The following is a 21,846-nucleotide window of genomic DNA, read 5'->3' as shown; positions in this document are numbered from 1 at the left end:
TCACTTTTATAATTATCTTATTATGAAGAAATATTCTTTCTTGTTTATCCTTTTGTGGTCTGTTCCCTTGCTGGTGTCTGCCCATTCTCATAAAGATGCCTTATCCCTGTGGAAAAATTATCCGGTAGGGAGGATCAATTTTGTCGATAAGGCGCCTGATACGGAAGGCTCACGGATTTACCATGCTATTATCCCTGATCCTGTCGCTTTTATCCAGGATAAGGCACGGCGGGTGCTCTGTACTTTGTATGATTCTCCTAAAGACAGCATTCCTCCGGTTGACCAGATTGACTATATCCTGGAAGACAGTAAGGGAATATCTGCAAAGGGAGGTGCCCATGGCCATATCAATATATGGTTTAGTACGCGTCATGTGGAGCAGTCCTTCGCCAACAGAGATACGGCCAAGGTACTGTATGAGACGGCCGGTGTGCTGTTTCATGAACTTACCCATGCTTATCAACTTGAACCTCAGGGGATCGGAGATTATGGAAGCAGTAAGGTCTTCTGGGCGTTTATTGAGGGGATGGCTGATGCTGTACGGGTGGCAAATGGTTATTTTACTCCTCAGGACCGTCCCAGAGGAGGCTCTTATATGGATGGCTATCGCCGTCTGGGGTTCTTCCTGGTCTGGATCAGGGATCATTATGACCGGAATTTCTTACGGGAGTTTAACCGGAGTACCTTGAAGGTGATCCCCTGGTCGTTTGACGGGGCGATCAAACAGGTACTGGGCAAGCAATATTCTATAGATGGCTTATGGCGTCAGTATGAGGTTGCCGTGGGAGATATTCGGCCATGAGTAAAAAACGATTTGTGTTCTTGCTCCTGGCGGGCATGTCTTCCATTTGTATGTCCGGAAAGTCTGTGGAGCCGGTCCGACTGACCGATTATGTGAATCCTTTTGTCGGGACAGATGGCTATGGGAATACTTATCCCGGCCCTCAGGTTCCGTTTGGAGGGATTCAGATAGGACCGGATACGGATGAACATTTTTATGATGCGGCTTCCGGGTATAAATATGATCGTCATTCCATACAGGGATTCAGCTTGAACCATTTAAGCGGAACGGGTATCCCTGATCTGGGTGATTTCCTGTTTATGCCCGGGACCGGTAAGGTGAAGTTATCCCCTGGAACAGAGGAATACCCTGATTCCGGCTACCGTTCTCGTTTTTCTCATTCCGAGGAGTGGGCCTCGCCTGATTACTATGGGGTGGTGCTGAAAGATTATGGCGTCAAGGCTGAAATGACTTCAGGAAGGAGAAGCGGCATCTTCCGTTTTACTTATCCTGAATCCAAAGAGTCTTTTATCCTGATCGACATGAATCATACGTTATGGCAGACTTGTGTGTGGTCTGATCTCCGGATGGTTAATGACTCGACGATTGTGGGATATAAATTGGTAAAAGGATGGGGACCTGAGCGACATACATATTTTGCAGCAGTATTCTCAAAGAAACTGACGGATTTTGCCATCTACCAGGATAAGAAACGGATATACTATGATAAATCCGGCCGGTTTCGTTCCAGTCGTGAGGCATGGGGTACGAATCTGATGGCTTGCATCCGGTTTTCTACCCAATCCGGTGAGCCGGTATATGTGAAGACCGCTATTTCATCTGTAAGTACAGAAGGTGCACTGAATAATCTGAGAGAACTTGACGGAGAGTCATTCGATTCTCTCCGGGCAGAAGGGGTGTCATTGTGGGAGAAAGAACTTAGCAAATATCAAATTGTTGCTGACCGGAAAGATAAAACGACTTTTTATACTTCTGTTTATCATGCTTCCTTATGTCCTTTTGTCTTCCAGGATGCTGATGGGCGGTATCGTGCTTTGGACAAGAACATTAGCCAGGCAGACGGTTTCACTAACTATACCGTCTTTTCGTTATGGGATACCTATAGGGCTTTGCATCCTTTGTTTAATCTGGTACAACAGGATAAGGCAAAGGATATTTCCTGTTCTCTTCTGGCTCATTATGACAGGAGTGTGGAGCATATGCTTCCTGTCTGGTCTTTTTACGGGAATGAAACCTGGTGCATGATCGGCTATCATGCCGTTTCTGTGTTGGCTGACATGATTGTCAAAAAGATGCCTGGCGTAGACTATGAGCGGGCTTATCAAGCGATGAAAGCTACGGCGACAAATCCTCACTATGATTGTCTGCCGGAATATGATCGTTTGGGATATGTCCCGTTTGATCTCGAGAATGAATCTGTTTCAAAGACTCTGGAATATGCATACGATGACTACTGTATAGCCCGGGCTGCACAGGCTCTTGGGAAAGGGAAGGATTATGCCTATTTCTTCAATCGCGCCTTATCTTACCAGAATCTCTATGACTGTTCTACTCATTATATGCGAGGGAAGGACTCTCATGGAAACTGGCGTACACCTTTTACTCCGGTGGCTTATCAGGGGCCCGGTTCTGCCGCTGGCTGGGGGGATATTACAGAAGGCTTTACAGTGCAGTATACTTGGTATGTGCCTCATGACGTCCAAGGGCTTATTGATTTGATGGGACCGAAATGGTTCAAGGCTCGTCTGGATTCTTTATTCACAATCCCTTTACCTGAAAATATTCCCGGCGCCCATGATATTCAGGGCCGTATCGGTGCATACTGGCATGGCAATGAACCTTGTCATCATATCGCCTATTTGTATAATTATATAAAGGAACCCTGGATGTGCCAGAAATGGGTGCGTACGATAGTCAGCCGTTTCTATGGTGATCAGCCGGGGGCCTTGTCCGGTAATGATGATTGTGGCCAGATGTCTGCGTGGTATATCTTTAACTGTATGGGCTTTTATCCGGTCGCTCCTTCGAGCAATATTTATAACATAGGTTCTCCTGCCTTGAGTCAAATAAAGGTCCAGATGAGTAATGGGAGGTATATTGATGTCCAGACAGAGAACTGGAGTAAAAAGAATTTGTATGTGAAAAAACTGTTTATGAATGGAAAACTTTATACTAAGTCTTATATCACATGGAATGATATCAGGGATGGTGTTCGCTTGAAATTCGTGATGAGCAGAACTCCTGACTATAAACGGGGAATACTGGATTCGGATGTTCCTCCATCCATATCTTCTTCCTCGCATCTTGTAAAATATGCCCTTCCTCTTCATGGAGAATGACCGTAGTTTCATAAGGAGCTTGAATAAAAAACAGAATAATATTTTCAGTTATGAGAAATAATATAAAACTTTTAGGATTAATGATGGCTTTGCCTCTGTTCTCGGTCAACGTACATGCCGTTCCCGGTCTTCAGATGCAAAAAGCTGTCAGCCCTGGTAACCGGGCTGCATCCGCTCCTGTCGTAAGTCTGATTACCCACCGTCCTCCGGTGGCACAGCGTCTGTTCCGTTCCCGGATCATTGACCGGAAAATAGCGGAAGTGAAGAAGCTTCTGGCCAGGAACCCCTATCTGGCATGGATGTTTGAGAACTGCTATCCGAACACGCTGGATACGACGGTGCATTATGGTAAGGACGCGAATGGAAATGACGATACATTTGTCTATACGGGTGACATTCATGCCATGTGGCTCCGTGATTCGGGTGCCCAGGTCTGGCCGTATGTCCAGTTTGCCAACAAGGATCCCAGGCTGAAAGCCATGCTCCGTGGCGTGATCAACCGTCAGATGAAATGTATCAACATTGACCCTTACGCGAATGCGTTCAACGACGGTCCTACGGGTAGTGAATGGGATAGTGACGAGACGGAGATGAAACCGGAACTGCACGAACGGAAATATGAAATAGATTCTCTATGTTATCCGATCCGCCTGGCCTATTATTACTGGCAGGTAACAGGTGATTCTTCCGTGTTTGGTCCTGAATGGCTGTCAGCCATCCAGAATATATTGAAAACCTTCAGAGAGCAACAACGTAAAAACGGATTGGGTTCTTATCATTTTATGCGTAAGACAGATCGTGCTCTGGATACAGTACAGAATGACGGTTATGGAGCACCTGTAAAACCGGTAGGCCTGATAGCTTCTGTTTTCCGGCCTTCAGATGATGCAACGACATTTTTGTTTCTGGTGCCTTCTAATTTTATGGCAGTCAGTTCCCTGCGTAAAGCTGCTGAAATATTGAAGAAGGTGAATGATCGTGATGACCTGGCTTCACAGTGTACATCTCTGGCGGATGAAGTGGAAACGGCTTTACACAAATATGCCGTATACAATCATCCTAAATATGGGAAAATCTATGCTTATGAAGTGGACGGTTTTGGGAATCACCTGCTGATGGATGATGCAAATGTTCCAAGTCTTTTAGCTATGGGTTATCTTGATCCGTCAGAGATGAAGGATCCTATTTATCAGAATACGCGCCGTTTTGTCTGGAGCCATGATAATCCTTATTTCTTCCGTGGGAGTGCAGCGGAAGGAATAGGTGGTCCTCATGTAGGATATGATATGATCTGGCCGATGTCCATCATGATGAGAGCCTTCACGAGCACGGATGATGCGGAAATCAAATGGTGCATCGAAACCCTGGAACGAACGGATGCTGGTACGGGGTTCATGCATGAATCCTTCAACAAGAATGATCCGAAAAAGTTTACCCGTCCGTGGTTTGCCTGGTCGGACACATTGTTCGGAGAGCTGATCCTGAAACTGGTCGATGAAGGGAAAGTCGACCTGCTGAATAGTGCTAAAAGATAAAACAGGATACAAAAATGGAAAGAGGCTGGCAAGTGTCTTGCCAACCTCTTACATTATGACTATCGTAACGATTTACATTTCCCATGCACCTCGTTATGGCTTTGTCAATGATTAGATTTATTTGATGGAAGCCTGATAGATCTTGTCAATGGAGCTCTTCAGCATCTTGTCGAAGTCCCCGTCAGACTGCTTTGCATTTAAGCCTTGTAATAGGGCACGGGAGAAACTAGCGATCATTCCGTGATTCTGTGCCAGTTTTTCACATGCATCATCCTGGGTGTAACCTCCCGAGAGGGCAACTACACGTACGACACGACCGTCTGCCATCAAGTCAGAATAGAAATTGGTTACGGTAGGAATAGTAAGTTTGAAGATTACTTTCTGATCTTTACCCAGTTTCTCCAGATTCTCCTTCAGATATTTCTTCAGGAGCTCTTCGCATTTGGCCTTTTCAGGAGCGTGAATATCGACTTCCGGCTCAATGATAGGAACCAGGCCGTAAGCAATGATTCTTTTGGCAATTTCAAACTGCTGGTCTGCAATCTTCTTGATGCCGCCTTCATTGGCTTCCTTGATCACAGAGCGCATCTTCGTACCGAAGATATGGCGTTTCTGGGCTTGTTTCAGTAAGTCGTCCAGTGCAGGCATAGGTTTCATGACCTGGACGCCGTTCTCCAAAGGAGCAAGACCCTTGTCAACTTTCAGAATAGGTACCACGTGCTTTTTCTCCCACAGATAGTCAGCAGTATACATCCCGTCAATCTTGCGGTTCATCGTGTTCTCAAACAAAATGGCAGCGATAATCCTGTCACCCTTGAATGCAGGAGCCTTGATAACCCTGGTACGCATCTGATGGACGAGATCGAACATCTCCTCGTCAGTCTTCCAGGCATCTTCGTTGATACCATAATTCTTCAAAGCTTTTGGCGTGCTTCCACCACTCTGATCCAGTGCTGCAATGAATCCTTTACCGGATTTCATTTGCTCTAATTGAATTGCATTCATAATTTTCTGTTTTATATTATGTTATTTTATGCCTTCAAACAAATGTAGATAAAATATCAATAACTTATCACTTTTTTCTTGAATTTCTTCATTCGGAATGTGAAATATAGTTAATACCTATTTGCTGATAATGCTCTTAACCGACTGTGTATCTATCACTTGCCGCTTTTTATGTCTTTCTCCTCCTGCTTATGCTTATTTTGCCAATCCCTGTTTGGCCACGGCCTCCTGCTTGCGCTTGATTTCTTCCGGATCACCCAGGTAGAAGTCCTTGGTAAGTTTGAGATGGTCATCAAACTCGAAGACGTAGGGAACTGCTGTGGGGATATTCAACTTACTGATATCATCGTCTGATATTCCCTTCAAGTGCTTTACAATACCACGTAAACTGTTACCGTGAGCAACGACCAGTATATTGTCTGATTTCATTAACCGAGGGAAGATCTCACATTCCCAGTAAGGCATCACCCGTGCGATGGTGTCTTTGAGTGATTCCGTATCGGGGATATATTCCGGTGGGACAGCGGCATAACGCGCATCATGCCGTGGATTGTCCGGATTATCTTCTGACATTGCCTTGGGGGCAATATCAAAACTTCGACGCCAGATATGTACCTGTTCATTACCATATTTTTCTGCTGTCTCACTCTTGTTCAGACCTTGAAGAAAACCATAGTGCTTTTCATTCAGTCTCCAGGATTTGAGGACAGGAATCCAATCTTCATCCATCTTGTCCAGAACACAGTTGAGCGTCTTGACGGCCCTTTTTAAATAAGAGGTGTAAGCGATGTCAAAAGTATAGCCTTCTTGCTTCAGAAGTTTTCCGGCGTTTTCCGCCTCCGTTATTCCCTGGGGAGATAAATCTACGTTTGTCCAACCTGTAAACCGGTTTTCTTTGTTCCATTGGCTTTGGCCATGTCTGACTAATACGATTCTTTTCATTTCTTTGATGAATTTATGAAGTCCAACAATATTTTTATTCTGCATCAGCCAGGGAGGTGCTTCTATGGTAGTTGAGAGCCAAAGTTTAGTGTCTTCTCTGACCTTTTACAAATATAACACTAAATATTTTATCGGACTACTTTTTAGATGATTTTTAACGGTTTGACTGTTAAAAGTTATCTTTTTCCAGAGAGGGCAAGCTTGTTTAGACCGTATGGCCGTCTTATTCACTTTTCATGGGGATAATATTACCTTCAGGGTCATATTGGAGTGGCATGACTTTCAATGACCGTAACCAGGTCTTGTTATGGCTGGGTATGCAGTCGTGATGGAAGAGATACCATTGTCCCTGGTATTCGATGATGCAGTGGTGTGTCGTCCATCCCACAACAGGTTTAAGGATGATGCCTTTATAAGTAAAAGGCCCGTAGGGATTGTCTCCTACACCATAGCAGAGCAGGTGAGTGTCGCCAGTGCTGTAACTGAAATAGTATCTGCCTTGATATTTGTGCATCCAACTGGCTTCAAAGAAACGGTGTGGATCATCGGCTGTCAGGGGTTGCCCCTGGGCATCTGTGACTATCACGGGTCTGGGCATTTCCCCGAATTGCCTGGGATCACCGGTTAAGCGAGCCACACGGGAAGGTATAGCCTGTTCCTTACCCGAAGGGAGATGTTCGCTCTTCAATGCTTTGTTATCTTGATACCTTTGCAACTGGCCGCCCCAGAGACCACCGAAATAAACATAGATTTTCCCGTCATCGTCTTTGAACACACAGGGATCAATACTGTAACTGGCACGTATAGGGTCGGGGTCGGGATGGAACGGACCTTCCGGACGATCTGCTGTGGCTGCGCCTAAATGAAACACTCCATTATAATCCTTGGCGGAAAAGATGAGATAATACCGGCCGTCCTTTTCTACTACATCATTGTCCCACATCTGTTTTTCGGCCCATGGGACATCTTTTACATCAAGGATGACACCTTCGTCTGCAACGGGAGCAGACATAGGATTACCGTCAATGGTGAGTACATGATAGTCCTTCATCTGAAAATGCCCGCCGTCATCGTCAAAGGCAGCACCACTGTCCCAGTCATGAGAGGGATAGACATAGATTTTATGGTTAAAAACATGGGCTGCTGGGTCAGCCATGTAATCCTGCGGGAATAAATACCTTGCTTTCATGGTATATTTTATTTAAATAGTTTGATAATCTTTCTTACAATAGGCTTTGGCTGGTATTTCCGATCGAAGAGCAGGGGATAGTTGGTCCTGCCGGGTATGGGCCAGTTGTTCAGCCAACTGTTGTTGTCGGAGACGCCCCAGAGGGTCACCCGGTTGACGTGTGCAGCATATTTCCGATATAACCGGAAGAAGGCGAGGTACTGACTGTTAAAAACTTTTTGTGCTTCCTGAGTGAGGCCTTTGGCATACGGATTCAAAGTTTGGTCATACTGGAATTCCTGGTTGATCTCAGCGCCTCCGAAATGTTTGGGATTAGGGAGCATATTGATGTCAAGTTCAGTGAATTGTACTTTTACACCGGCAGCAATAAATGCCCGAATGCTTTTTTCATATTCAGTGAGGTCGGGATAGTCATATCCGTTATGACTTTGCATCCCTACGGCATCAATACGGCAGCCTGCTGCTTTGAGTTTCTTGATAAGTTTGACCACCGTTTCCCTTTTTTGGGGATTAGACATGGAATAGTCATTATAATAGAGTTCTGCATGGGGATCTGCCTCATGGGCGAATTTGAAAGCCAGTTTGAAATACTCAGGTCCGATAGTCCTGTACCAGGGACTTTTTCGGAGAGAACCGTCGTCCAGAACAGCTTCATTGATGACATCCCATCCGAACACTTTTCCTTTGAAATGTCCTACTACGGTAGTGATGTAATCATGCATGCGCCGGACCATTTCCTCACGGCCGGGCAGTTCTCCATACTGATCCTTGAACATCCAGGGAGCTGTCTGATTGTGCCAGATCAGCACATGGCCTATGACCTTCATCCCATGATCAAGACCGAATTGTACGAGGCTGTCAGCCTGGGTCCAGCAAAACTGCCCCTTTGCGGGCTCAAGGTACATCGGCTTCATGCAGTTTTCCGCCACGATCGAATTAAATTGATTTGTGATTATTGATGTGGCTTTCGGATCTCTGCCTTCAACCTGATCAACGGTTACGGCGGTCCCGATAAGAAAGTGTTTTCCGATTACGTTCTTTAATGCCGGGATTTGTTTCTTTGCCTGAGTTGAAAGAGGTAGGAACATTAGAACGGCAAGAATACAGATAGCAATCTCTTTTAGTTTCATTTTCGTATGTATCATATTTTTCTTCATTCAGAATTTTCACAGATAAGTATTTACTTCAGATCTTGGCAGTGCCGGGATTCGATAGCTTTATTGATCTTGTCTATTTTCTCATCACTTAATTCATATTTGGAAATGATAAACATGGCGAGAATCAGAAGGATGGCCGGAATGATACAAACCAGCCATAGAATCCCCTGTTGGGCAAAAACTGTTTGTGTGGTGGCATTGTCCTTGTTAAATCCCACAAAACTCAGTACCAGACCTGGAATAACTCCTCCGAGTGCCATGCCTGCTTTGTAGAAAATGCCGGTCAGGGCATTGACGATACCTGAAATGCGGCGCCCGGTGGTATATTCGCCGTAGGAGATGACCTCCGGGACCAGAGCCCACATATAACCGGTGGCGACGATCACGCCTGTTGACTTGATAAACTGTGCGATATAAACCATCCAGATCTGATTCTTTAAAGCAGGTATGACGGAAACGATGTAGAGAACAGCCATACCGAAGATGGCGATACTCAGGAAAACATAGAACATCCGCTTTTTACCGATCTTTCTCTTGATTGCTGGGACCATCGGCATGAAGATGAAAGCAGGAATGGAACCGAGTGCCATAAAGTCAGCCATCTGGCTGCTGGTACCGTTTACGTTGTAGATCATATAGTAGGAACCTGCCGAATTTCCGATTGCGGTCATGGCAAATGCGGTAATGAAGAAGAAAGCAAGAATACGGAGAGGACGGTTTCGCATAAACTCTACCCACAGATCACTGACTTTTACATTGGCTGTTTCTTTCTTGTCCATCACTACCCGTTCACGGGTCTGGGAAAAACAGAAGATCAGTAGGATAAAACCGGCGATGGCATAGATCGCCATAGTCATAAACCAGGCATGGGCATCTGCTTTTGTGTTTGTAAGTCCATCAGGCGATATCTTCGCTACGATTTTCGGGATGCCATAGGCTACAGCCAGTCCTCCCAGGTTGGCCATGAACATCCTGACAGAGGTGAGGACTGTAATCTCGTCAGTGTCCCGTGTAAGACTGGCATTTAAGGCTCCGTAGGGAACGTTGACCAGAGTATAACACATGGACATGCCTACATAGGTGATATAGGCATAGAGGAGGGATCCGGAAAAACCGTTCCAGAAGCAGAGTATGGCAAATCCGGATAAAGGAATGCCTCCAAGGACCAGGTAGGAACGATATTTCCCCCACCGTGGGCTATGCTTATCAACGAATGTTCCCACAATAGGATCCCAGAGTACGTCCACGAGCCGTACGACAAGAAACATGACAGCAGCTGAAGCTGGGGAGAGTCCGAAGACATTGGTATAGAAAAGCAATAAATACATGCCGATAGTCTGGTAGATGAGATTCTGCGCCATATCCCCGGAGCCAAATCCGATACGTTGGATCCAGTTGAGTTTATAGAATCCCATGGATTCCCTATTTGTAGTTACCTTTGTGTCCATTCTTGTTAGATGTGATATGATTGTCGTTTTTCCGTAGTTGGGTACTTTCCTTGAATACCCTGTATACTGTAGCGTCTTTTTATTCTGCCTGAGTCTGATAAGGAGGATTATTCCCCTGGATTATTTGAGCTGCAAATTTCCCCATAACTTCATATCCCTTGGGGTTCAGATGAAGCCAGTCAAATGAATATTCTGGCCGGATTTGTTCCGGATCCTTCTCGTCACGTACTAATTGGTCGAAGTCGATAACCCCGTCGAAGGCTCCGCTAGTGCGGATCCATTGATTGACGGTCTGGCGTGCAGCTTCATGGAAGAAGGTGTACCAGCCATTGCCTTTAAATGGCGTAATGGTTGCACCATAAACTTTTATGCCTTTTGCCCGTGCTTTAATAGTCATCGTCTGGTAAGCCTCAATCAACTTATGTGAGATTTCTTCTGCATTTCCTTTACAGCAACCGATATCATTGGTCCCTTCGAAAATGATCAATCGGTCCACGCCTTTCTGATCCAGAATATCCCGGTCAAAGCGCTTCAGGGCTGGATCACTGATCCCTCCTGATATAACACAGTTGCCACCGATCCCCAGATTCAATACACCAGCATTTCCATTTAAAGCTTCTGCCATAAAGTCAGTCCAGCGGTTTTGTTTGCCGGTAGTGCTTCCGCGTCCGTCAGTGATCGAATTGCCCAGTATAGCTATTGCATGGGAGGAGGATAGCACGTTGATTTTGGACAGGTTATACCAGTGGGCAGGGGTGTCTATGACAACAAATGGTTTACCGGGTCGTATCATACCCTTGGCAATATAAGATAGGGTACGAGAGCCGCGATGAGAAGTGGCATTCTCCGGAACTTGAGAACCATAGCAGATGGTAACGGCAAGTCGTTGCAGTGGTCGTAGCTGGTAATCCAGGGCATCGGAATAGATGGCTTTTCCTGCGGGTAGGATTACAGACCGCTTGCCGTTGAACTTCAGCCATCTGGCTGTATGGGGATCAATATTGCATGAGTCCAGGGCATCGGCCAGATAGACAGCTTTTATTTCAACGGGGTGGCAGCTCTTTTCATTGGAGAGTTGTACCTCAAGGCGTGTGCCACCTAGAGAGACATGAATGATTTCCCGCAACGTAGTGTTGGCCAAGTTGGTGTTCCGGGGCATGTCTTCAACTCCTGTATATTCTACTGCCGTAGCGAAGGTTCCCACCCATTTCGGCGTTTGGGCATACAGACTTGCCTCTAAGGAGAGGAGCATGAACAATGCAATGATCTTTCTTCTCATGATATTCTTGTTTTGCAGCTGCAAATATAAACATATCTTTTTTAACAAAACATCTAATTCGTAACGGTAACGTTTCAATTTGTTTCATTCTGGTGTTTTTCATGGAGAATCTTAGGCTGGAACAGAAACATTCATTATTTTTGTGGAAATAAATCAAAAGGCCATGAGAACGTTATATCAACTTTTTTCTATCTTTTTGTTATTGTCGTGGTGGTATGTTCCGGACAGTGACGCGGCGGAACAGTTCGTGGATTTTTCAAGTGGAGATTTTCTGCTGAACCGTTCGGAGAATATGGAAATCTATGTTGACAAAAATGATCAAAAAGGAGTGAACCATGCTGCTGAGGATCTCTGTGAGGATATTTGTAAGGTGTGTGGAAGCAAGGTGACCGTATCTGAGAATCAGAGGGCTGGAATTCTTGTAGGAACATTCGGCCATTCCAGAGAAGTTGACCGGCTGTTAGGCAGAAAGGCTCTGGAGTTGAAAGGGAAGAGAGAGAAATATATCATCTGGACAGTAGGTAGCCGGCTGATCATTGCGGGCAGTGACCGTCGAGGAACCATCTACGGTATTTATGAACTCTCACGACAGGTCGGTGTCTCGCCATGGTATTACTGGGCTGACGTGCCGGTGGAGCATCATGACCATATTTATATCAGGCATGGAACCTATACTGATGGGGAGCCTGCTGTACGTTACCGGGGCATCTTTCTCAATGATGAGGCTCCTTGCCTTACCTCTTGGGTCGCCCATACGTTTCATACTCGGTATGGAGGGCATCAGTTTTATGAAAAGGTCTTTGACCTGATCCTCCGCCTGAAAGGAAACTTTCTCTGGCCGGCAATGTGGAATTATGCTTTTTATGCTGATGACCCGGAAAACAGCCGACTTGCTGATGAAATGGGCGTCATCATCGGAACTTCGCACCATGAGCCGATGGCTAGAAATCATGAAGAGTGGTCTCGGGCTCATGGCAGCTATGGCCCGTGGAATTACCGGACTAACCAGAAAAACCTGGACGAGTTTTTCCGTAAGGGCATAGAACGGATAAAGGGTACGGAGGATGTCGTGACGATAGGTATGCGTGGCGATGGGGATAAGGCAATGAGTCCTCGTACAGACACGCAACTGTTAACAAAGATCATAACGGATCAGCGGAAAATCATTGCCAGCGTTACGGGTAAGCCGCCCCGTAAGATTCCTCAGGTCTGGGCTTTATATAAAGAGGTGCAGGACTATTATGATAAAGGGATGCGCGTACCGGATGACGTAACGATCCTGCTGAGTGATGATAACTGGGGTGATGTGAGGCGTGTACCTAATAGCAAGGAGCGGAAACGCTCCGGAGGATGGGGACTTTACTATCATGTGGACTATGTCGGAGCTCCTAGAAATAGCAAATGGCTCAATGTGACACCTATACAGAATATGTGGGAGCAACTTAAGTTGGCCTACGATTATGGTGTTGACCGTATGTGGGTTCTTAATGTCGGTGATCTGAAACCGATGGAATTCCCAATAGACTTCTTTATGCATCTGGCCTGGAATCCCCGGAAATATACAGCCTCGGATCTGATGTCATTTACCCGGGGATTCTGCGCACAGCAGTTTGGCGAAGATCAGGCTGATGAAGCTGCAAGGATATTGAACCTTCAGGGGAAATATTCGGGCAGAAGCACTGTGGAGATGCTGGACAGGAATACCTATAATCTGAAATCAGGGGAATGGGAGAGCGTAGCCAATCAGTATATGCGGCTGGAAACGGAAGCTTTGAGGCAGTTTATTTCTTTGAAACCAGAATACAAGGATGCTTATCGGGAACTTGTCCTTTTCCCTGTGCAGGCGGTATGCAACATTTATCAGATGTATGATGCTCAGGCCATGAACCATTATTTATATTCCATTGGTGATCCTTCATGCAATCGATGGGCCCGGAAGACGAAGGAGGCTTTTCAGCGTGACAGTCTGCTCTGCCGGCAGTACAATAAGAAGATTGCAGGGGGTAAATGGGATGGAATGATGATTCAGAAGCATATCGGATATACTGGCTGGAATGATGATTTCCCTCATGAGGTGTTACCGAAGGTTTACTATATCAAGGATACGGATCCGGCAGATTTTATTTTTAAAGATACTACTGGATATATTATCATGGAAGCTGAGCATGCACAGTATCGGAAAGATGCGTCAAAGGCTTGTTGGACTGTCATTCCTTATATGGGCCGGACGCTCAGCGGTATTTCCCTCCAGCCTTATACGGCAGCTACGGATAGTGCCTCCCTGACTTATGTGTTCTGCATGAACAGTAATGGGAAGGATTCGGCGGATGTTCATATCATTACCAAGTGTACCCTTGATTTCCTTCATAAGGGAGGGTTGACTTTTACAGTGTCTCTTGACGGTGGAACACCGGTAACCGTGAATTTCAATAAGAACCTTAATGAAGATCCGAAGAATATTTATACTTCTTATTATCCCACTGTGGCAAGAAGGGTCGTGGAAAGTATAATCAGAATGCCGGTACCGAAAACATCAGACGGTATACACATTCTGATCATCCATCCTTTGGATCCGGGTATCGTCTTTGAAAAACTGATAGTCAACTTGCATGGGTATCAGCCTCAATTTCTGTTTGGCAAAGAATCGCCTCGGATAAGAAAATAGGTCTGGTAGACTTTCTCTTTATTAAACTTGTTAATCATGTGTCCTGTCAAGAAAAACATAAAAAACAAATTGTTAATGGTTGTCTGTATGGCTTTGGTCCTTTTTGCAAAGGCTGACAGCGGACAATTATATACTTCTGACCAACTTCCGAGCAGTCTTATTAATTGTATCGTACAGGATCGGAAAGGGTTTATATGGGTTGGAACAGATTATGGCTTGAGTCGTTTTGACGGTTACAGATTTATCAATTATCTTCATAATGACAAAGATACCACGTCTATTACGGATAATACGATCTCTACCTTTCTTGTTGATAAAAGTGGCAAGTTGTGGATAGGCAGTGCAAAAGGGCTGATGAGTTATGATTATAGCCATAATCATTTCTTGCGTTATCCGTTTCCGGATAAGCGGCATCCTCGGATATACTCTCTTATTGAAGATCATAAGGGTGATATCCTTATCGGTACGGCGGGTTTCGGACTCTATGCTGTTCCAAAAGGCAGAAACAGAATCATAAATAAGATGGGAACGGCCCGGAGAGATTCCGATATATTCTTTACTCATATTTATGAGGATAACCGTGGGACACTGTGGCAGGCAAGTCATCTGTCAATGATTAACAGATATATGAAAGATGGATGTTATCTAAGTGCACAGCATTATAAATCACTCTTTGGTGCTCCTGTTGATTTTTTCCAATTTCATAGAAATCAATTGTTTATCGTTTGCATGTATGGTATAGAGATCTATGATTACAGGACAGGAAAACTTTACGATGCAGGTTATGATTTCGGTCCTTATAAAGGTAATATTACGATTAACAGCGCAACATTTGACCACAAAGGAAATTTGTATATCGGAACTTCTGAATGTGGAGTGCTGATAGCCCGGAAGGGTGAACATGTCTTCAAACCATTTTTTATCCCTAATAAAGAACGATTTGATTTATCAACTTCCTATGTAACGGATCTGATGGAGGATAAGGATCATAATATCTGGATAGGCTGCTATAAAAAGGGACTGTATCTGGTTAATAATGAACAAACATCCTTTCATAGTTGGAGTTTTTCAGATCAGAATTACTCTATAGGAAGCAGTGTCTCTTCTTTGGCTGCCGGAGATCATGGTATGACATGGTGTACGGTACAAAACAGTGGTATTTATTGTTTTAACAGGAAAGGAAAAATTGTCAGTCATCCTGAATCCCCTGCCGGTACGACTATTATTTACCGTGATCGGAAAGGAAGATACTGGCTAGGAACCGGCAATGCCTTGTATCGTTATGATCCAGCAACAGGGGTGTCCAAGCGGAAATTGACTTTTACCAGTGCAGGAATTTATTGTATAGCAGATGACGGAGACGGCCGACTTTATATTTCTGTATATAGCAGAGGATTGTATATCTATGACAGTAATACTGGAAGTGTGAAAGTGTTGAATATGACCCAGCATCTTCCTCATGGACATTTATGCAATGATTGGATCCGTACCATGATCTTTGATCATCGTGGATTATTGTGGATCGGAACTTCTAATGGGGTATGCTGTCTGAATCCGGATAGCTATCGGTTTGATCCTTTCGGCTGGTCAAAGATCTTGACAAATATACAGGCTGATTATCTCTGTGAAGATAAAAATGGGGATATTATTATTGGTACTGATGAGGGACTCTATCTCTATTCGGTGAGGAACCGGAAAGTGAGTTTGTTCCCACATTCGGAAGTTCTTCGTAACAAGCAAATTTGTGGTATCATAAGAGACCGTGAGAATGATCTATGGATAAGTACCACAATGGGTATCTGGCAATATGTCAGAAAGAAAAACTGTTTTATCGGTCATGTCAATGGCAATGGACTGACTGCTCATGAATATGTCCAGGGAGCCGTGCTTCATTGTGCAGATGATTTTTCTGGTTTCGGCATCGCTGATGGGATAACGACTTTTTATCCTGCTGATGTCAACAGGAACAGAATGAAACTGGGGAAGGTGTATCTTACTGATTTTATCGTAGACGGCCAATCTCTGGATTGTCAGAAGGATAAGTTTAAAATACCTTATTCTCAGAATTCTTTTACATTGGAATTCTCCTTGCTGACTTATAAAAATATTGATGATATTAGTTACCAATATCGCATAAATGACGGAAAATGGCTGTCTACGCGGGAAGGTGTGAACGCTATACCTTTCAACCATCTGGAACCGGGGAAGTATGTTATTGAGGTAAGGGCCTTCAGTGACAGCCGATGTTTCTCGGCTCCTACAACGATGACCGTCATTATTGAGAATCCATGGTATAGTACTCCTCTGGCCTGGCTTGTCTATCTGGCAATTATCGGTGAACTGCTCTTCCTCTTGTTTCGTACTTATAAAAGAAAAGGAAAGGCTAAACTAGACGAACAGAAAATGCGTTTTCTTATAGATGCTACTCATGATATCCGTTCGCCGCTGACCCTTATCCTGGGACCGCTTAAAAAACTCGAGAAGCGGTTGACCGATAAGGAGGACCAGCATGATCTGAATATCATAGACCGTAATGCTCAACGCTTGCTCTTATTGGTTAACCAGATCCTGGATGAGCGGAAGATAGACAAGGAGCAGATGCATCTACAATGCCAGAAAACGGATATGGTGAATTTCGTGCAGAAAATCTGTTCTCTTTATCAGTATAATGCTAATGACAGGAAAATCAAGTTTCGTATGGTGAGTGAGCAATCTGATATTGAGGCTTGGATAGATCGAATCAACTTTGATAAAGTGGTATCTAACTTATTGTCGAATGCTTTTAAGTATACCTTTAATGGCGGGGAAATTGATGTCATCTTGAGTAAGGATGATAAGAATATGTACATGCGGGTAATGGATAATGGCCTGGGATTCAAAGAGAAAAAAACAGAAAAACTCTTTGAGCGGTTTTATGAGGGATCTAATGCGCGTAACTTGCATATAGCAGGGACAGGCATTGGACTGAATCTCTGCAGGGCTATTGTCAAAATGCACGGTGGCTCAATATCGGCGTATGATCGTACTGACGGGCAGCGTGGAGCTTGTCTTGATGTGTCTATACCTTTGGGGAATGCTCATCTGAAACCGGAGGAGATTATGACGGATGAGATGGATAAAACAGATATAAAACTTTCAAAGAAGTCGCAGGGTAGCAAGAATTTTAATGTTCTTATCGTAGATGACGATCCTGAAATAGCTGATTATATTACCAGTGAACTTGGGGAATGGTACCGTTTTGATTCTGCTTGTAATGGAAAAGAGGCTCTTAAAAAATTGCTTATGGGTGATTATGATCTGGTCATCAGCGATATTATCATGCCTGAAATGGATGGCATAGAACTCTTGAAGAATATTAAGACAAATACAAATATCAGTGATGTGCCGGTTATCCTGCTTACCTCAAAGAGTGAGGTAAGTGACCGGCTCGAAGGCTTTAAAAAGGGAGCTGATGCCTTTCTGGCTAAACCTTTCAGTATGGAAGAGCTGCATATCCTTATTGATAATCTGGTGAGTAATGTCCGTAGGTTAAAAGGTAAATTCTCTGGAGCTCAGGATCAAACTGGAAAAGTGGAGAAAGTGGAAGTCCCGGGGAATAATGATCTGCTCATGGAGCGTATTATGAAATGTGTCAACCGGAATTTAAGTAATCCTGATTTCAATGTGGAGAAACTTACTGTAGATGTCGGCATCAGCCGTGCACAACTTCACCGCAAGATGAAGGAGATTACGGGCATTTCTGCCGGAGAGTTTATCCGTAACCTTCGTATGGAGCAGGCTGCCCGGTTGATAGGGAAGGGGAATGTGAATATTACTCAGGTAGCTTATGCTGTTGGCTTTAGTAATCAGACTCATTTCTCTACTGCATTCAAAAAACATTATGGAATGACTCCTAAGGAATATTTTGAGAATCATCGTGAAAGTATTTGACAATGAAGAAATATATTCTGTTTTGTTTCTTATTGGTTTTCTGTTTTCAGGCAGATGCTGAGGATGGGCATCGGTTATGGTTGAGGTATGATCGTATCGGAACTGCTGTGGTCTCCCTGCCTCAGGAAATGTCGGCTACGTTAAACATTGCAGGAGAAGAACTCCGGAAGTACTATAAGGGTAGGAAAATATACTTGAGACATACTAAGGATGACTCAAGTGTGTTTCACTTTGAAAAAGATACTTTGTTCGCTAAGACAGATATTGGTTTTCTGTATGGAACTTATGCTTTATTGCGTGATCAGACGGTAAAAGGCTTGTCAGAGAAAAAAGAATTATGGGGGAGACCGGCCGTAAGGTATCGTGTTCTGGATCATTGGGATAATCTTGATGGGAGTGTTGAGAGAGGATATGCAGGGGAAAGTATTTTTTTCCCGCATTTTAATCCTGTGATTATCCGGGAATATGCCCGGGCAAATGCTTCGATAGGGATAAATGGTTCTGTATTGAACAATGTCAATGCTTCTCCACTGATCCTGACTATGTCGTGGCTGAAACAGGTAAAAAGCATTGCGGATATCCTCCGACCGTATGGCATTCGTGTTTATCTGTCTGTGAACTTTGGTTCGCCGAAGGTTCTTGGGGCTACTGATTCTGCGGATCCTTTGGATCAGAATGTAATCAACTGGTGGAAGGGAAAGGTGAAGGAAATTTATTCCCTCATTCCTGATTTTGGAGGTTTTCTGGTAAAAGCCAGTTCTGAGGGGCAACCTGGACCTTCTGATTATGGCAGGACTCATGCTGACGGAGCTGATATGCTGGCTGATGCCCTTGCTCCTTATGGCGGAATAGTGATATGGAGGAGTTTTGTCTATGGAGCTCATCACAAGGGTGAGGACCGGGTGATGCAAGCTGTAAGTGAATTTAAGGATCTGGATGGAAAGTTCCGTCCTAATGTCTTCCTGCAAAGTAAAAATGGACCGCTTGATTTCCAGCCTCGTGAACCGTATGCTCCGATTTTTGATCAGATGAAGCATACTCCTCAGATGGCAGAACTGCAGATTACTCAGGAGTATACTGGACAGAGCAAGCATCTGGTTTATCTAGGGACGATGTGGAAGGAATTTTTTTCCTTCGTTAACCCGGATAGTCTCGAGGGTCTTGCAGGAGTGTCTAATGTTGGGAATGATGCTAACTGGTGTGGACATCCTTTTTCACAAGCTAACTGGTATGCGTTTGGCCGGATGGCCTGGGAGGGTGAAAAAGCTGACCCGAAAAAGATTGCGCAAGAATGGCTGGCTCAGACGTTTTGTGACAGTCCTAAGTTTGTTAAGTCAATGACAGAGGTGATGATGACAAGTCGTGAGGCTTGTGTCAATTATATGATGCCACTCGGCCTGCATCATATCTTTAAATTTGATAATCATTATGGGCCGGAACCTGATGGCTTCCGTGCTGATTATCCGATAGAATGGTGCCCTGTCTATTATGATAGGGTTGACCGTCTGGGGATAGGTTTTGACCGTTCCTCTACAGGCACGGGAGCTGTAAGGCAGTATCGTGAACCTTATCGTTCGATGTATGATCATCTCAAGACTTGCCCGGAAAGGTATCTTCTCTGGTTTCACCACGTACCCTGGACTCATCGGATGAAAGATGGACTGACCTTGTGGAAAGAACTTAAGGCAAAGTATCGTGAGGGAGTAATGCAGGTGATCCGATACCGGCATACCTGGCAATCGATGAGATGCTATGTGGATCCACAACGCTGGAAACATGTAAATGAACTTTTATCTGTACAGGTGAAGAATGCAGAAGAATGGTATGATACTTGTATCCGCTATTTTGGATCCTTCGCTCGTCAGGAATCTTTTGAACCTATTGAAAAACAACTTAATACCGGTTTGCGATGAAAAGAACCTTGATGTTATTTAGTGCACTTTTCTGCACGCTTATCCTCTCTGCCGAAGTGCATTTACAGAGACAGGGTACTGCAACCCGATTGTTCGTCAACGGACAGTCCATGCTGGTGCTGGGTGGAGAACTGAGTAACAGTGCTGTTACCAATATCGCTGACATTGACAGTGTTCTGCCACGTATGCATACGTTGGGATTGAATACGGTATTCGTGCCTGTATCCTGGGACTTGACAGAGCCGGAAGAGGGACGTTTCGATTTCTCTCTTGTGGACGAGGACATCAAGGTGGCCCGTGAAAACCATCTCAAGCTTGTCTTGCTCTGGTTTGGCGCATGGAAGAACTCCATGAGCTGTTATGCTCCTTTATGGTTCAAAAAGGATACCAGACGGTTTCCTCGGGCTATCACGGAAAAAGGGAAACCTCTGGAGATCGCATCGGCTTTTTCCGTTCACGTTGAGGAGGCTGACAAGAGGGCTTTCTGCCAACTGATGCAGCATCTTGCTGGCATTGACTGTAAAGAAAGTACTGTGATAATGATCCAGGTAGAAAATGAAATTGGGATGCTGGAATCTGCACGTGACCATTCTCCTCTTGCTGAAAAAGCATTTAAAGAAGGAAAATGGAGACAGGTGACTGGAGATGTGGGAGTTGCTCCTTCTCCAGAACAGGACGAACGCTTCCAGGCATTCTATTATGCCCGGTATGTGGAGCAATTGGTGAGTGCAGGGAAGAAGATCCTGAATATTCCGATGTATGTTAATGCTGCCATGAACAGCAGGGGCAGAAAACCGGGCGAATATCCTTCTGCGGGACCGTTGGCTCACCTTATCCCGATCTGGAAGAAAGTGGCACCTGATATTGATGTTTATGCTCCTGACATCTATGACACAGGATTTAAAGACTGGGTCAAAAAGTATAAGAGACCGGATAATCCGTTTTTTACTCCGGAGACGCGGCTTGGGCTATACAGTGGTGTTCGGGCTTTATATACTTTCGGAGAGGTGGATGCTATGGGATTCAGTGCATTTGCTTTGGATCAAGCACCGGATGGGATTACCCGACAGATCAGCCAGGGTTATGCCTTGCTCCGGCAACTTTCTCCTCTTTTATTAAAGAAACAGGGGAAAGGACTTTCCTGGGGAGTACTTTTTAACCAGAAAGACTGTGAACGCATTATAATGGATAACGGAGTCGTTATTACTGCAAGGCATTATTATACGTTGCCTTGGGATCCTAGAGCTACGGACGGCAGTATCTGGCCGGAGGGGGGAGGACTGATCCTCAAATTGGATAAACAGGATTATCTGATTGCCGGGAGTGGTATTGTCATCACCTTTCAGACTTCTTCGGAGAAGGAGCAGGAAGAGAATCTAAAACGGGGCGAAGATGGGTTTGTAAGTCAGGGACATCATCCGCAAGTTCCTGATTATAAACTAGCAAAAGCTTTTTATGGCAAACGTATTGGCATCGGCTATGTGGATGAGGTAAAATTGGATAAACAGGGGGATATGCAATTTATCCGCCGTGATAACGGCGATCAGGACCATCAGGGAAGGCATGCGAGAATATCCTGTGATGATTATAAAATACTGCATGTAAGGCTTTATACATACTGAATTCAGGGTACTGAAAACAT

13 protein-coding genes are annotated in these 21,846 nt (G+C 44.6%); 7 read left to right on the top strand and 6 right to left on the bottom strand.

The annotated features are described in order from the left end of the window. Positions 1 to 22 precede the first annotated feature (22 nt). The 3 genes from ACYRYG_RS07400 to ACYRYG_RS07390 are packed head-to-tail and all read left to right on the top strand — an operon-like array spanning position 23 to position 4,676. Positions 23 to 802: a basic secretory protein-like protein gene (locus ACYRYG_RS07400; protein ID WP_293424666.1), complete on the top strand. Its 780-nt coding sequence runs from the start codon at positions 23 to 25 to the stop codon at positions 800 to 802. Beyond that, positions 799 to 3,141, top strand: a complete 2,343-nt coding sequence (locus tag ACYRYG_RS07395; protein WP_460197911.1) for a GH92 family glycosyl hydrolase — start codon at positions 799 to 801, stop codon at positions 3,139 to 3,141. Before ACYRYG_RS07400 ends, ACYRYG_RS07395 begins: the two co-directional genes overlap by 4 nt. A 50-nt stretch (positions 3,142 to 3,191) precedes the next feature. Then, a complete protein-coding gene (locus ACYRYG_RS07390; protein WP_460197910.1) occupies positions 3,192 to 4,676 on the top strand; it encodes a glycoside hydrolase family 125 protein in 1,485 nt (494 codons plus the stop codon). Positions 4,677 to 4,793: 117 nt separating this feature from the next. Here ACYRYG_RS07390 and ACYRYG_RS07385 read toward each other — a convergent pair whose 3' ends face one another. From ACYRYG_RS07385 to ACYRYG_RS07360, 6 genes are all read right to left on the bottom strand, one after another. Next, positions 4,794 to 5,681, bottom strand: coding sequence for a fructose bisphosphate aldolase (locus tag ACYRYG_RS07385; protein ID WP_293430115.1), 888 nt, complete (start codon positions 5,679 to 5,681; stop codon positions 4,794 to 4,796). A 195-nt stretch (positions 5,682 to 5,876) separates the two neighbouring features. Further along, the gene (gpmA, locus tag ACYRYG_RS07380) at positions 5,877 to 6,623 is read right to left on the bottom strand and encodes a 2,3-diphosphoglycerate-dependent phosphoglycerate mutase (protein ID WP_293419814.1); all 747 of its coding nucleotides are present in this window, start codon (positions 6,621 to 6,623) and stop codon (positions 5,877 to 5,879) included. Between the two features lie 223 nt (positions 6,624 to 6,846). Next, positions 6,847 to 7,812: a glycoside hydrolase family 43 protein gene (locus tag ACYRYG_RS07375; protein WP_293419817.1), complete on the bottom strand. Its 966-nt coding sequence runs from the start codon at positions 7,810 to 7,812 to the stop codon at positions 6,847 to 6,849. Between the two features lie 8 nt (positions 7,813 to 7,820). Beyond that, entirely contained in the window at positions 7,821 to 8,957 is a 1,137-nt protein-coding gene (locus ACYRYG_RS07370) for a glycoside hydrolase family 10 protein (RefSeq protein WP_293427199.1), read from the bottom strand. A 35-nt stretch (positions 8,958 to 8,992) separates the two neighbouring features. Continuing rightward, the gene (locus tag ACYRYG_RS07365) at positions 8,993 to 10,417 is read right to left on the bottom strand and encodes an MFS transporter (protein ID WP_293419820.1); all 1,425 of its coding nucleotides are present in this window, start codon (positions 10,415 to 10,417) and stop codon (positions 8,993 to 8,995) included. A gap of 79 nt (positions 10,418 to 10,496) precedes the next feature. After that, a complete protein-coding gene (locus ACYRYG_RS07360; RefSeq protein WP_293419823.1) occupies positions 10,497 to 11,696 on the bottom strand; it encodes an SGNH/GDSL hydrolase family protein in 1,200 nt (399 codons plus the stop codon). 163 nt (positions 11,697 to 11,859) lie between these two features. Here ACYRYG_RS07360 and ACYRYG_RS07355 point away from each other — a divergent pair, with 163 nt between their 5' ends. The 4 genes from ACYRYG_RS07355 (at position 11,860) to ACYRYG_RS07340 (ending at position 21,826) form a co-directional block, all read left to right on the top strand. Continuing rightward, positions 11,860 to 14,361 (top strand): glycosyl hydrolase 115 family protein, encoded by a 2,502-nt coding sequence (locus ACYRYG_RS07355; protein ID WP_460197909.1) that lies wholly within the window; start codon positions 11,860 to 11,862, stop codon positions 14,359 to 14,361. 75 nt (positions 14,362 to 14,436) lie between these two features. Then, complete coding sequence (locus ACYRYG_RS07350) at positions 14,437 to 18,291, top strand: hybrid sensor histidine kinase/response regulator transcription factor (RefSeq protein WP_460197908.1); 3,855 nt, start codon at positions 14,437 to 14,439, stop codon at positions 18,289 to 18,291. Positions 18,292 to 18,293: 2 nt separating this feature from the next. Then, positions 18,294 to 20,204, top strand: a complete 1,911-nt coding sequence (locus tag ACYRYG_RS07345; RefSeq protein WP_293419838.1) for an alpha-glucuronidase — start codon at positions 18,294 to 18,296, stop codon at positions 20,202 to 20,204. Beyond that, positions 20,201 to 21,826, top strand: a complete 1,626-nt coding sequence (locus ACYRYG_RS07340) for a DUF5597 domain-containing protein (RefSeq protein ID WP_293425715.1) — start codon at positions 20,201 to 20,203, stop codon at positions 21,824 to 21,826. The genes ACYRYG_RS07345 and ACYRYG_RS07340 overlap by 4 nt, the downstream gene beginning before the upstream one ends. Positions 21,827 to 21,846: the final 20 nt, after the last annotated feature.

This window comes from Segatella asaccharophila, from assembly GCF_054687055.1.
The sequence above is the reverse complement of the archived record's forward strand: the minus strand, read 5'-3'. Positions and strand labels throughout refer to the sequence as shown.

Excerpts from the sequence above, each read along its gene's own strand:
- ACYRYG_RS07385 (WP_293430115.1), bottom strand. The coding sequence starts at position 5,681 with ATGAATGCAATTCAATTAGAGCAAATGAAATCCGGTAAAGGATTCATT.
- ACYRYG_RS07355 (WP_460197909.1), top strand. The coding sequence starts at position 11,860 with ATGAGAACGTTATATCAACTTTTTTCTATCTTTTTGTTATTGTCGTGG.
- ACYRYG_RS07365 (WP_293419820.1), bottom strand. The coding sequence starts at position 10,417 with ATGGACACAAAGGTAACTACAAATAGGGAATCCATGGGATTCTATAAA.
- ACYRYG_RS07345 (WP_293419838.1), top strand. The coding sequence starts at position 18,294 with ATGAAGAAATATATTCTGTTTTGTTTCTTATTGGTTTTCTGTTTTCAG.
- ACYRYG_RS07350 (WP_460197908.1), top strand. The coding sequence starts at position 14,437 with ATGGTTGTCTGTATGGCTTTGGTCCTTTTTGCAAAGGCTGACAGCGGA.
- ACYRYG_RS07340 (WP_293425715.1), top strand. The coding sequence starts at position 20,201 with ATGAAAAGAACCTTGATGTTATTTAGTGCACTTTTCTGCACGCTTATC.
- ACYRYG_RS07370 (WP_293427199.1), bottom strand. The coding sequence starts at position 8,957 with ATGATACATACGAAAATGAAACTAAAAGAGATTGCTATCTGTATTCTT.
- ACYRYG_RS07400 (WP_293424666.1), top strand. The coding sequence starts at position 23 with ATGAAGAAATATTCTTTCTTGTTTATCCTTTTGTGGTCTGTTCCCTTG.
- ACYRYG_RS07375 (WP_293419817.1), bottom strand. The coding sequence starts at position 7,812 with ATGAAAGCAAGGTATTTATTCCCGCAGGATTACATGGCTGACCCAGCA.
- ACYRYG_RS07395 (WP_460197911.1), top strand. The coding sequence starts at position 799 with ATGAGTAAAAAACGATTTGTGTTCTTGCTCCTGGCGGGCATGTCTTCC.
- ACYRYG_RS07390 (WP_460197910.1), top strand. The coding sequence starts at position 3,192 with ATGAGAAATAATATAAAACTTTTAGGATTAATGATGGCTTTGCCTCTG.
- ACYRYG_RS07360 (WP_293419823.1), bottom strand. The coding sequence starts at position 11,696 with ATGAGAAGAAAGATCATTGCATTGTTCATGCTCCTCTCCTTAGAGGCA.
- gpmA (WP_293419814.1), bottom strand. The coding sequence starts at position 6,623 with ATGAAAAGAATCGTATTAGTCAGACATGGCCAAAGCCAATGGAACAAA.